Here is a 12,096-nt window from a genome sequence, read left to right on the forward strand (position 1 = left end):
ACACTATTGACCCGCCGCAGTAAAAATCCTGTCAGAAGTGGTGACAAAACGACAGGAGATTTGCGAATATTGAATGACGATTAACGATTTTTGATTTAGCAGATGACTCTTAATTTAAACAACAAGTTCCATTGAATGGGCTTTAAAAGATGATGTAGTAAAGGGTTAAATTGCAATTGAAGTTATTACACCACAACCTATTTTTTTATAATATGCAACACTCAAATAAATTCCCAGTCTGTTTTATCAATCACAATGTTTACTATTTTTAAAAGTCTAAACTTAAACGAATATGGCAACTAAATCATTAAGAACTGAACCACAAAAAAGACTTCAATCATTAGATGTACTTCGCGGATTTGATATGTTTTGGATAACCGGCGGCGGAATTTTGGCAACTGCCATTTCGCAAATAACCGGAGCCGAGTGGCTGGCGGCGCAAATGGAACATGTTGACTGGGCCGGCTTTCATTTCGAAGACCTGATCTTCCCTTTATTCATGTTTATCGCCGGAGTTGCTATCCCCTTTTCGATAAAAGCAAAAATTGAAAAGAATGTTCCGAAAAAACGTTTGGCAATAAAAGCCTTTAAACGGATGGTTATACTAATCATTCTCGGAATGCTCTACAACGGTGTTTTCCATAATGGTTTTGCAAACGGCCGGATTGCCAGTGTGCTTGGGCAAATTGGTATCGGTTACTTCTTTGCTTCGCTCATTGTTATTTATTTTCATTCGTTTAAAAGTCGGATTTACTGGTTGGCGGGCATTCTTGCGGGTTTCGGAATCATCCAGTTGTTAATTCCTGTTCCGGGAGTCGGTGCCGGTGTTCTTACTCCCGAAGGTTGTATAAACGGTTACATCGACCAGTTGTTTTTACCCGGGCGATTATATGGAGGAACGTTTGATCCGGAAGGAATTATGTGTAGTCTTTCGGCAACAGGAGTTACTTTGATGGGCACAATTGCCGGAAATATTCTCAGAAACCGCAAAACTACCGACTGGCAAAAAATCGGTTATATGACTGCCACAGGTGTTGGTTTGATCATTCTGGCGCTTGCCTTTTCAACCTTCTACCCTATTATAAAAAGTTGCTGGACATCGACATTTAATATGCTTGCCGGTGGAATCAGTTTTCTGTTAATGGCTTTATTCTACCTCATCATCGATCACTGGAAAATACGTGCCTGGGCATTTTATTTCAGGGTAATCGGGATGAACTCCATTTTTATTTACCTTTTTGTGCGTATAATCGATATGCAGTATATAACCGAATTCTTTTTCGGGTGGATTACCAAACCACTTGGCGATGCCGGTCAGTTTTTGCTGCTAATCCTTGGACTCGCCTTAATGTGGGGATTACTGTACTACATGTATAAAAAGAAGATTTTCCTGCGGGTTTAATATTTACTTCGATAAATCGATAACGAAAACTCCGGCCCCGGAACAACAAACTGCTCGCCATCGGCAATACGCCAGGCAAGGTTGAGTTTAACTCTTGATTTGGCATTTAGCTGCGTGAAGTATGCGAGGTAAGGAATAAAATTGTGGCTTAACGAACCAACATTGTCGAAATTATTTAATTCAATACCGGGAACATAACGCATTCCAAAATCGAACTGTGTTTTCAGGTTGGGGTAATAACTCCATCCCAGGTTAATATCTGCTGTTGCCCAATCGCGACTAACATTGTCATTGACAAGGTACTCATCAACATATTCCATATCTGTTTTGGTGTAGCGGTTATACACAAGCCCTGCCGAAAAATTCCGGTTCCATTTTACGTTTACATATTTGGCGTTGTCGTACTGAATATACCCTCCATATAAAAAGTCAGGTTCCTGGTTATAATATTTAAAGTGCGGTCCAATCTCAAAACGGTTTCCCTGGTAACGCGGATCAAACTCGCTGAACGACCATTCCGCTGTCATCGATTCCGGTGAAGCCAGCACAAAAGTGCTGCGGATAAAGTCTATTACTTCAAGCATTTCTTTTTCAGTATCGTGACCTTCTTTGTAATTTCTTCTGTGTTTTATATTAGCAATTACCTGTGCAAACTGTGCAATTTCGTAATCGGAGAATAAACGCCCCGGATAATATTTTTCCAACAGGTAGTGGGCTGTCATTAAATGGTTCATCGGACTTAATCGTCCCGATCCCCAACCAGCTTTTGCATTAATTCCATAACGCAGGCGGTCTTTTGTATCACTTTCGTCAACGGGAGTAGTGTTACCCAACGAATCGGTACTGGTTCCATCCAAATTCTGCTTATATAAATCGTAACGTCCCCAAGCGCTTACATCAAACACGGTGTAACTTTTGGCATCGTAGTAATAGCGATAAGTATAATCGATATTGGCTGAAGTTCTCAATCCGTAAAAATCCTGATCGGCAGTAATGTATTCTACTTTCGAGCTGTCAACCCAATCGCCAAAACCGCCGTAAGGACCAACTTCAATCTTAAAATTCAAACGTTCCTGTTTGTAATCCAATAAATTCCAGTAGTTGTTTTCGAACCTGAATTTACCATTCAGCAAAGTACGTTCTTCGTTAAAACGGCTCTCGTCGCTTAACAATTCTTCGCGTTCTTTGCTAACGCCCATAATCAGTCCCCAATTCAATTCGCGTTTTGTAAACGAAACCACGTCGTTACTAATTCCGGAATCCTGCGCCCCGGCAATAAAAACAGCAAATACAAAAATCAGTGGTAAATAAATTTTTGGGAATATACTTTTTCGTTTTCTCATTTTCTAACATTCAAATTAGGCACAAAGAAAATAAACCTTCTGAAAACTATGAGCATAAACCGGTTAATAAAAGTTAACCATTAACTTACATGAAACGAAAAAACGTCTGGTTTTGCGCAAAATAAAAGGTTTGGTTAATTTTGCTGTCTAAACAGAATACAAACAGACATGTCAGTACACAGCGAAGTTCGAAAAGTTACCACGCACCGTTTATCGGAAATGAAATTGCGCGGCGAAAAAATATCGATGTTAACCGCCTACGATTACAGTATGGCACAGTTGGTTGACGAAGCCGGGATAGATGTTATTCTTGTAGGCGATTCAGCCTCAAACGTAATGGCCGGTCACGAAACCACCCTGCCAATCACACTCAACGAAATGATTTTCCTTGGAGCGTCGGTAGTTCGTGCCGTAAACCGTGCACTGGTTGTGGTAGACCTACCTTTCGGAACCTACCAGGGAAACTCGCGCGAGGCACTTAGTTCTGCCATTCGAATTATGAAAGAAACTGCCGCCGACTCGGTAAAACTCGAGGGTGGCGAAGAAGTAATCGAATCGGTAAAACGTATCCTTTCTGCCGGGATTCCGGTGATGGGGCACCTTGGATTAATGCCACAGTCGATTCATAAATTTGGAACTTACACTGTACGCGCCAAACAGGAAGCCGAAGCAGAAAAACTGATCAACGATGCTAAGTTGCTGGAAGAAGCCGGTTGTTTTGCGATTGTGCTGGAGAAAATTCCTGCCTCACTTGGAGAACGAGTGGCTCAGGAATTGAAAATTCCCGTAATCGGTATAGGTGCCGGTGGCGGTGTTGATGGACAGGTGTTGGTTATCCACGATTTGCTGGGAATTACGCAGCAATTCTCGCCACGATTTTTACGTCGTTACCACAATCTTGCTGCCGAAATTAAGGGGGCAGTTGGTAATTATATCAACGATGTAAAATCGCAGGATTTCCCTAGCGAAAAGGAACAGTATTAGAATTCAAGGAAAAAGGTAAAATACAAGACTCGGGGAAGTATCATCCCCCATAGTCCCCCTTCGAAGGGGGAAAGGGACGAAGGACCAGGGGGATGACAGAACTGAGATAAACTTTGAACTGGAAAAGCTAGCAGCTCACTATGGAAGTAATTTACGAAGACAACCATATTATTGCAATAAACAAGGCATGCGGCGATGTTGTGCAGGGCGATAAAACCGGCGACGAAACCGTAATGGACAAGGTTAAACATTACCTGAAAGTGAAATACAACAAACCGGGTAATGTTTATCTTGGTCTGCCACACCGCCTCGACCGACCTACTAGTGGTATTCTCATATTGGCCAAAACCAGCAAGGTGTTACCACGACTGAACAAACTTTTTCAAACAAAAGACGGGGTAAAAAAGGTGTATTGGGCTGTGGTAGACGGACGGCCTCCAAAATATACTGACACGCTGGAACATTACCTCATCAAAGATCAGGAGAAAAATCGTAGCTATGCCTACAAAGAACCTCGTTCTGATGCTAAATTTGCAAGCCTCACCTACCGGCACGTGGCCAGTATCGATCGTTATCATTTGCTTGAGGTAGAAATACATACCGGTCGTCATCACCAAATTCGGGTACAGCTGCGCCAGTTACATCTGCATATTAAAGGCGACTTAAAATACGGTGCTGCCCGCTCGAACAAGGATAAAGGTATTCACCTGCATGCCCGCAGAGTGGAAATTATGCATCCCGTGCGCAAAGAGCCGCTTACAATTATTGCCGATCCTCCAAAAGATCCTGTTTGGGACGAGTTTATGAAAATTTTTAAAGCCGGAAAGTTTAGCCCGGTGAAGGTTTAAGGTAGAAAGAGTGATTGGTGAATGAGTGATTGAGTTAATGAGGAAATGCTGCAATGCGAAAATGCAGAAATGCTTGAATAAACTACAAATGATTTTTCGATAAAAAACTTGATGTTTGATACTTGTAACTTGTAGCTAGTGGCTAGAAGCTTCTCTCACTCTAAATCTTTAGGTTTAAATGCAAACGGAAGCAAGTTGTCGGCTCCTTCCAGTACCTGAATGTGTTTGCGGCCATCGAGAATTACACGAATATGTTTGTTGTAACGCACCTCGGTTTCTACCAGCACCTGGCGGCACGAGCCACAAGGTTGCGCCGGAAATTCCAATAAGCCATGTGCATTTTTTGCGGTAACGGCAATAGCTTTAACCGCTACATCAGGGTAAGTTGAGTTGGCATAAAACAAAGCCACGCGTTCAGCACACAATCCATCGGTGAAATCGGCATTCTCCTGGTTACTGCCAGTAATCACCTCGCCATTTTCGAGCAACAAAGCCGCTCCAACATGAAATTTTGAATAGGGTGCGTAGGCATTTTTACTGGCTTCGCGGGCTGCCAGCACCAGTTTCTGATCGGCATCGGGCAATTCCACTACCGCATCGTACTCGCAAACCATTATCCTCAATTCTTTCCTTCGCATAAACGGGTATTTTTATCAAATGTACAATTTTATATTAAATGGCGGGGAAAGTATGGATTTCACAAGTCAATGAATCCATTAAATCCCCGGCACTAAATAAAACACCGCAATACCAATAATTGTTAATGATGATACACCAACCGGGAACCACACGGGCGCGATCCACGGGCGTGGAATCAGGAATAACACATCGATTGTTGTGAGCCGCGGCGGCCATTTTATTACCACATACAACGATACGTAATAAAACAAATCCCAAAACGCAAAAGTCCACAGAAAAACCATGGCCTTGTCCAGCCAGGTATTTCCAACCAGCAAAGCCAGAGTCACCAACATTATTATTGTTGCAGCCTCACGCGTCATTTCAATTTTAATCGTGCGTTTCGGAACCTTTTCAAGCAATTCTCTATTTCCCGATTCCGTATCAGAATCAAGAAGTCCGATGGCTTTTCTGAGATATACCACCACTACCCCTTCAAAGTGTGCCATGGCTATCCCAAAAACGGCAAGCAGTAAATATTGTAGAAGCATAACAGGTCGTTTTTGTTTAAAATAAGTTACGAATATCGTTTTGTAATCACAACGTAGACAAAGGATTAAACGACACTGAACCAACCAATAATGTTTTTGTTTATATTGTACCGACAACAATAACCAACTTTTTTTACCAATTAAATCTAATAGCAAATCATGAAAGAAAAATCGAACAAAAGCGATCAAACAAAAGGAATTCAACGCCGCGAGTTTATCCGTGTTGGAGCAAGTTTTGCAGCCGGTGCCGGTTTTATGGGACTGGGAACAACCAAACTTTTTGCAGCAACCGGTAATACTGTTGCACAAACCACAATCGAAAATGTTACTTTAAACAATGGAGTAAAAATGCCAATTCTGGGATTTGGCACACTTTATCTGAATGGCGAAACAGGGGCACAATGTGTTGCCGATGCCATTTCGTTGGGCTACCGACTGATCGACACAGCCACGGTTTACGGCAACGAAGAAGCAGTGGGTGCCGGCATTAAAAAAAGTGGTATCGACAGAAAAGAACTATTTGTGACCTCGAAGCTTTGGGTGGACGATTCGGGTTACGAAAAGGGTAAAGCTGCTTTTCAGACATCACTTGACAAACTGGGACTTGATTACCTTGATCTGTACCTCATTCACCGTCCGCGAGGCGATGTAAAAGGCTCGTGGAAAGCTATGGAAGAATTGCACAAAGCAGGTAAAATTAAGGCCATTGGCATTAGTAACTTCGAAGATTTTCAAATTGATGAACTACTGGAATATGCTACGATAAAACCGGCTGTTAACCAGATTGAAACGCATGCTTTCTTTCAGCAAAGCAAAGCCCGAAAATCATTACTGGATTACGGTGTACAAATGGAAGCCTGGTCGCCGTTGGCACAAGGCAGAAACGAATTATTTACGAATGAAACTCTGGCTGCTATTGGCAAAAAATACAATAAAAATAACGCACAGGTTAGTTTACGCTGGCATTATCAGCGTGGCATAGTTGCCATTCCGCGCACATCGCAAAAGGCACACATGATGGAAAATCTCAATATTTTTGATTTTGAATTGAATGATGCGGATATGAAAACCATTGCAGCATTAGATCTGAATACAACTCAGTTTCCTGAATGGGAATAAAATAACAAGTCCGGTCTGTTAATTAAAACGATTCAGATCGGACTTGCGTTTCTACTTATAAACTTGTTTTGAAGTTAGTTCTTTCTGAAAAATGGTGTGCGGATCGTTATAGAATTCGATAAAATTATCAGAGTCGGGACTGCCTTTACACGGAGCAAAATTACCATGATCAGTCGGACGGAAAGGATTTCGCCACACCAACACATACGATAATTCGTAAGGTTTTAAAATATCCAGCACTTCCGTCCACCACTCGTGGTTGGTTGCAATCGGGCCTCCGGTTTCGCTAACGGTTGCCACCTTACCCTTTTCTACAGCTAGTTTAGTTACCTTCTCTGCACAGCTTTTTAAAGTCCCCTTGTAATAACTTCCACGGTCGTATAAATCGAATCCTAAAACATCAACAATTTCGTCTCCCGGGTAACGTTCCAGGTACTCTGCTTCAGTTTTAAACCTATCGGTAGAATAAGTAAACAACAAATGATGAATTTCTTTTTTATTTTGCAGATAATCGACTGTAAATCGCCAAAGTGCCTTGTATTCATCTACCGAACACAAATTGCGTCCCCACCAAAACCAGCTTCCGGTGTGTTCATGAAACGGACGAAAAAGAATTGGAATTTTAGTGCCATCAGCTGATTCCAAACCATTGAGAAAATTGGCCAATTCATCAAGCCAGCTAACAAACAACTCATGTTTCTCGCCGCCGGGTAAAATTGCAGCAACAACCTTTTTCGACGACACATCCCACGACGAACCTCCCGTATAAGGATTCCGCAAGTGCCAGCTCATGGTATTTATTCCACCACGTTCATAAACCGTTTTTATCCAGTTTTGAATATCCTTGAAATAAACCGAATCCAGACTGTATTCATCTCCGAGTTCCAAATGACCGATCTCCCAACCATAAACCGCCGGATAATCGCCACACACATCCTTTACATCCGAGCGGCCTTTTTCGCCGTACCAGCCTTCGCCATAAGCCAGATCATCCTGGTGCCCAAACATCAGTCCTTTCTTTTTTAATTCGATAAGGTTCTGATACAGTTTTACGGTTTCTTTTGTGGCCTTTTTATCGGCCGGCATTGGATTTTGAGCAGAAGCGAATACTCCGGAAAGCATAAAAAGAGCCAGAAGGATGCGTGTCATTTTATTTTCGTTTTTGTTCGAGTTCTTCAGTTACCTTGTACATAAATTTCTCGTTCAGTTTATAGCCCATCAGAAACAAAGCCGAAATTGCTGCTGCAATCCCCGGGTAAATACTCAGCGTCATTTTAATTCCGCTTAGCCCCGTTTCAGTTTGATCGACATTCGCCTGAAAACCGTATATCGCAAGAATCCATAATGTAATGGCACCACCGAGTGCACCGCCCATTTTTTGCGACATGGTTGATGAAGAAAAGATGAGACCAGTTGCACGTCGCCCGTTTTTCCATTCCGAATAATCAGAAACGTCGGCATACATCGCCCAGATTAATGGCATGATAATTCCTGCAGTGATACCCACAATTAAATTGAGCGCATAGATAACCATAATCTGCCCGGCATGTAAAAAATACATTGAAAAGCTGATAACAGCCGAAATGATCATTGCCCCGATAAAGGTCTTTTTCTTTCCGAACTTCGATGATACGGGTTTGGCCAATACCACACCGAGCATATTTGCTGCCAGCCACATAGTCATGTAAACCGATGCCAATTTTGCCCAGGTCACTTCCCCAAAGCCCGGAATGTATTGATCTTTTACAAAGTATTTAAAATAATACATCATCGATCCGTCTCTCAGCGATGAAAAAATGGTGGCAAAAATACAAGCACCAAGAACAATAAACCACGGTATATTTTTCGACAGGTCGGCTAAGTCCCGTTTTATAGATGTTTTCTCGTGCTTCGCGGGTTTTACCTTCTCCTTAGTCCAAGCATAAGTTAACCAAAAAGCAATAACAACAATAACTGCATAAATTGCTACAGAGTACTGGTAACCTTGTGCTTCGTTAGCTCCGCGATTCTGAAAAAATTCGATAAAATGAGCTGCCGTTGCCGTAACAAATATACCACCTGTAAATGCCCCGATAAACCGGAAGGAAGCCAGTGTTGTTCGCTCAGCAGGAATAGGAGTCATTACACCCAACAACGATGAATAAGGCACATTGATGGCCGTATAAACCATCATCATTAAAGTATAGGTTACATAGGCATATACCAATTTACCCGTAGCATCAAAATCAAATTTGGTAAAAGTTAGAACACCTATTATCGCAAATGGTATGGCCACATATAAAACGTAGGGCCGGAATTTTCCTCTTCGAGTATTCGTGCGGTCGCAAATCATCCCCATTATCGGGTCGTTAATGCTATCCCATATTCTTGTAAGTAAAAGCATTGTTGCCACCGAAGTTGGCGACAGCTCAACAATATCGGTGTAAAAAATGGTGAGAAACATGGTAAACAATTTCCAGAAAATTGACGAAGCAAAGTCGCCAAATCCGTAACCAAGTTTCTCTTTAAGATGAAGTTTTTCTGCCATAAGTTTAGGTTAAATACCGAAGTAATTTCTTACTCCGAAACGTCCGTTATTTGATTAGTTCTTTATTAATTCTATTGATCATTTCTATCATCGATCTTGTGTTGTGATAGGGGCATTTCCAAAATCCCACTTTATCCTCGGTTGAGATGGCATTGCCGTTTTTATCAATCCGGCCAAACCATTCTCCGTTTTCATAATCGATCACATTTTCTTTGATAAAATCCCAAATTCTAACAATTTCCGTAATATATCGATTTTCTTCGGTAATTTCCCAAACATCCATCAAACCAACCAATGCTTCGGCTTGCGGCCACCAATGTTTATCTGTGTCCAGCTGCTCTCCTTCCTTTTCGTAAAACAATGATCCGTCCCGATCTGTACCTTCTTCTAAAGTTGAGTTAACCAGTTTTAAAGCTGTTTGCTGCACGTCTGCAATTCTATCGGTAGCAGCAGTTTCAATTGCAGCTTCATGCAAAAGCCAGGCACCTTCAATGTCGTGTCCAAAAGAAACGATATCACTTTTTGGTGTCCAGTCCAAGTCGAAAAACAAGCCAAAATGCCCGGTTTTATGGTTGACAATTTTGGTTTGAAAAATATCGAGTAAATGCAGAATTCGTTCTCTTAATCCCTGATCGGGCCAGGCACGATAAAGATTCGTGTAGGGTTCCAAAATATGCAAATGCGTATTCATCGACTTGGGCAGGTTTGCATCCTTTTCGCTTAATCGCATATCCGCCAGCGGTTTCCACTCTCTGTCCAACGCTTCAATGTAACCACCAAATGTACTTTCACTAAAATGCGTTTCAATTAAATTGTAAAGCTTTTTCGCATATTCCAAACTCTCCTTATTTCCTGTTGCCAGATAAAGCTCGGTAAAAGCATACACTCCAAATCCCTGTGCATAAGCTTGTTTTCGCGAATTCAAAACTTCACCCTTAAAATCGAGTTCCCAAAATAAACCGCCAAACTCCTTATCCCAAAATTTGTCAACAAGATAACGATAGGCTCGTGTTGCCATTTGCTCCAGTTTTTCCGATCCGATTAAACGGTAACCGGCAGCAAACGTCCAGAGTAAGCGGGTATTTAACACCGCACTCTTTGAGGCTTCCGAAACAACATCCCCTTCCTGATCGATGCAGCCAACAAATCCTCCATATTTCTGATCGACGGTTCGCATACTCCAGAATTCAAGAATATTCTCCAATTCAAGAGCCATTTCCTCGCTTAATATTTCGAGTTGTTCTATTGTATCCATTTAAAATTTCTGAGCAATTAACTTTTGGTTGTGGTTGAATATTTATGTAAAATCGGGTTAAAGCAAATGCATAAAATCCTTATTCGAATCGATTAGCTCATTGATCGTTTCTACCGATTTGTGTGAATACAGCTGATCCTGGGGAGAATTCATACAGTAATCCACCAGCTGATCAACCGTTGATGTTACCACGTGCATGCGTGTGTCCGACGAAGCATAGTAAATAAATACCGTTCCATCCTCATCTTCAATCCAGCCGTTGGAGAAAACCACGTTGGAAACATCGCCAACACGCTCGCCTTTTAACGGGGCAATAAAATGCCCGTGCGGTTTATGTGTTACGATCCAAGGTTTTTCCAGGTCCGTCATAAACATATAAAGCGTGTATCGTAAGCCTGCGGCCGTGTTTCTTACACCGTGTGCCAGCTGTAACCAACCATGTTTCGTGCGAATAGGTGCCGGACCAAGTCCGTTTTTCACTTCGTAAATGGTATGGTATGTTTTTGCGTCAACAATAACTTCTTCTTTTACCTCAGCATTTTCAATGGTTTCCGACAAACCAAAACCAATACCACCACCTTTTCCGGTATCGATAAAACCATCTTGCGGACGGGTGTAAAAGGCATATTTTCCATCAATCAAATGCGGAAACAGAACAACATTTCGTTGTTGACCGGTTGTTGAAATCAGATCAGGTAAACGCTCCCATTCCACCAAATCTTTTGATCGTGCTATTCCGGCAGCTGCCACGGCACTCGATGTATCACCGTCCGGAGCATTTGGGTCTTTGCGTTCGGTACAAAACACCCCATAAATCCATCCGTCATCATGCTGCGTCAGGCGCATATCGTAAACGTTGGTATCTGGCTCTTCGGTTTGCGGCAAAGTAATTGGCCGGTCCCAGAATTTAAAATTGTCGATCCCGTTTGGACTTTCAGCAATGGCAAAAAACGATTTCCGGTCGTTTCCTTCGACCCGAACAACCATAATATATTTGCCATTAAATTTCATGGCACCCGCATTAAAACTCGCATTAAAACCATTGCGTTCCATAAAAAACGGGTTGGTTTCTGCATTCAGGTCAAAACGCCAGTGTAAAGGAATATGCTCGCGTGTTAAAACCGGATTTTTATACCGGTTATAAATACCGTTCGAAGAAAAAAGTTTCTCATTTTTCTTCTCAACAAGCCCTTTAAAATCTGCCTTAATTTGTTTTAATCTTGAGTCAAATAAATTATCCATCGTTTACAATATTTTCTACCTGTTAATGCTCAAACAAATACTCATAATGACCACTGTTTGACCAACTAATACTTCTTGTGATTTATACAATATTAATCAATCGGTGAATATCTGAAATATTCGCGACACTCAGCAACAAAATAAGGTATTTTACAGCATCGATTTTCAAATAATAACTTAGTGTCGTGAACCGATTTCACCTCTTAC

11 protein-coding genes are annotated in these 12,096 nt (G+C 41.7%); 4 read left to right on the forward strand and 7 right to left on the reverse strand.

Annotated features, from left to right (window positions below):
* Positions 1 to 292 precede the first annotated feature (292 nt).
* Positions 293 to 1,402 carry an acyltransferase family protein gene (locus SLH46_RS16015; RefSeq protein WP_320282218.1) on the forward strand — a complete coding sequence of 370 codons (1,110 nt, stop codon included), beginning with the start codon at positions 293 to 295 and terminating at the stop codon, positions 1,400 to 1,402.
* On the opposite strand, the gene SLH46_RS16020 is transcribed toward SLH46_RS16015, so the two are convergent.
* Positions 1,399 to 2,745, reverse strand: a complete 1,347-nt coding sequence (locus tag SLH46_RS16020) for a hypothetical protein (RefSeq protein ID WP_320282219.1) — start codon at positions 2,743 to 2,745, stop codon at positions 1,399 to 1,401. The genes SLH46_RS16015 and SLH46_RS16020 overlap by 4 nt on opposite strands.
* A 168-nt stretch (positions 2,746 to 2,913) precedes the next feature.
* Here SLH46_RS16020 and panB point away from each other — a divergent pair, with 168 nt between their 5' ends.
* Both panB and SLH46_RS16030 read left to right on the forward strand, forming a co-directional pair.
* Entirely contained in the window at positions 2,914 to 3,729 is an 816-nt protein-coding gene (gene panB, locus SLH46_RS16025) for a 3-methyl-2-oxobutanoate hydroxymethyltransferase (protein WP_320282220.1), read from the forward strand.
* 140 nt (positions 3,730 to 3,869) lie between these two features.
* Entirely contained in the window at positions 3,870 to 4,577 is a 708-nt protein-coding gene (locus SLH46_RS16030; protein ID WP_320282221.1) for an RluA family pseudouridine synthase, read from the forward strand.
* A 155-nt stretch (positions 4,578 to 4,732) separates the two neighbouring features.
* On the opposite strand, the gene SLH46_RS16035 is transcribed toward SLH46_RS16030, so the two are convergent.
* Positions 4,733 to 5,215 carry a cytidine deaminase gene (locus tag SLH46_RS16035; RefSeq protein ID WP_320282222.1) on the reverse strand — a complete coding sequence of 161 codons (483 nt, stop codon included), beginning with the start codon at positions 5,213 to 5,215 and terminating at the stop codon, positions 4,733 to 4,735.
* 78 nt (positions 5,216 to 5,293) lie between these two features.
* Positions 5,294 to 5,746 carry a hypothetical protein gene (locus tag SLH46_RS16040; protein ID WP_320282223.1) on the reverse strand — a complete coding sequence of 151 codons (453 nt, stop codon included), beginning with the start codon at positions 5,744 to 5,746 and terminating at the stop codon, positions 5,294 to 5,296.
* A gap of 159 nt (positions 5,747 to 5,905) precedes the next feature.
* On the opposite strand from SLH46_RS16040, the gene SLH46_RS16045 reads away from it, so the two are divergent.
* Entirely contained in the window at positions 5,906 to 6,865 is a 960-nt protein-coding gene (locus SLH46_RS16045; protein WP_320282224.1) for an aldo/keto reductase, read from the forward strand.
* Positions 6,866 to 6,916: 51 nt separating this feature from the next.
* Here the strand turns inward: SLH46_RS16045 and SLH46_RS16050 are convergent, their stop codons facing one another.
* Genes SLH46_RS16050 through SLH46_RS16065 form a run of 4 tightly spaced genes read right to left on the reverse strand, consistent with a single transcriptional unit; the run spans position 6,917 to position 11,889 of the window.
* Complete coding sequence (locus SLH46_RS16050) at positions 6,917 to 8,014, reverse strand: glycoside hydrolase family 26 protein (protein ID WP_320282225.1); 1,098 nt, start codon at positions 8,012 to 8,014, stop codon at positions 6,917 to 6,919.
* A 1-nt stretch (position 8,015) separates the two neighbouring features.
* Complete coding sequence (locus SLH46_RS16055; protein ID WP_320282226.1) at positions 8,016 to 9,392, reverse strand: MFS transporter; 1,377 nt, start codon at positions 9,390 to 9,392, stop codon at positions 8,016 to 8,018.
* Positions 9,393 to 9,438: 46 nt separating this feature from the next.
* Complete coding sequence (locus SLH46_RS16060) at positions 9,439 to 10,647, reverse strand: AGE family epimerase/isomerase (protein WP_320282227.1); 1,209 nt, start codon at positions 10,645 to 10,647, stop codon at positions 9,439 to 9,441.
* Positions 10,648 to 10,704: 57 nt separating this feature from the next.
* Complete coding sequence (locus tag SLH46_RS16065) at positions 10,705 to 11,889, reverse strand: glycoside hydrolase family 130 protein (RefSeq protein WP_320282228.1); 1,185 nt, start codon at positions 11,887 to 11,889, stop codon at positions 10,705 to 10,707.
* Positions 11,890 to 12,096: the final 207 nt, after the last annotated feature.

Origin of the sequence: Draconibacterium sp. IB214405 (assembly GCF_033963885.1) — a bacterium.
Lineage (GTDB): Bacteria > Bacteroidota > Bacteroidia > Bacteroidales > Prolixibacteraceae > Draconibacterium.

Bases quoted from the DNA above. Each gene is read 5' to 3' on its own strand.
- SLH46_RS16060 (WP_320282227.1), bottom strand. From the start codon at position 10,647: ATGGATACAATAGAACAACTCGAAATATTAAGCGAGGAAATGGCTCTT.
- SLH46_RS16040 (WP_320282223.1), bottom strand. From the start codon at position 5,746: ATGCTTCTACAATATTTACTGCTTGCCGTTTTTGGGATAGCCATGGCA.
- panB (WP_320282220.1), top strand. From the start codon at position 2,914: ATGTCAGTACACAGCGAAGTTCGAAAAGTTACCACGCACCGTTTATCG.
- SLH46_RS16015 (WP_320282218.1), top strand. From the start codon at position 293: ATGGCAACTAAATCATTAAGAACTGAACCACAAAAAAGACTTCAATCA.
- SLH46_RS16055 (WP_320282226.1), bottom strand. From the start codon at position 9,392: ATGGCAGAAAAACTTCATCTTAAAGAGAAACTTGGTTACGGATTTGGC.
- SLH46_RS16035 (WP_320282222.1), bottom strand. From the start codon at position 5,215: ATGCGAAGGAAAGAATTGAGGATAATGGTTTGCGAGTACGATGCGGTA.
- SLH46_RS16045 (WP_320282224.1), top strand. From the start codon at position 5,906: ATGAAAGAAAAATCGAACAAAAGCGATCAAACAAAAGGAATTCAACGC.
- SLH46_RS16020 (WP_320282219.1), bottom strand. From the start codon at position 2,745: ATGAGAAAACGAAAAAGTATATTCCCAAAAATTTATTTACCACTGATT.
- SLH46_RS16065 (WP_320282228.1), bottom strand. From the start codon at position 11,889: ATGGATAATTTATTTGACTCAAGATTAAAACAAATTAAGGCAGATTTT.
- SLH46_RS16050 (WP_320282225.1), bottom strand. From the start codon at position 8,014: ATGACACGCATCCTTCTGGCTCTTTTTATGCTTTCCGGAGTATTCGCT.
- SLH46_RS16030 (WP_320282221.1), top strand. From the start codon at position 3,870: ATGGAAGTAATTTACGAAGACAACCATATTATTGCAATAAACAAGGCA.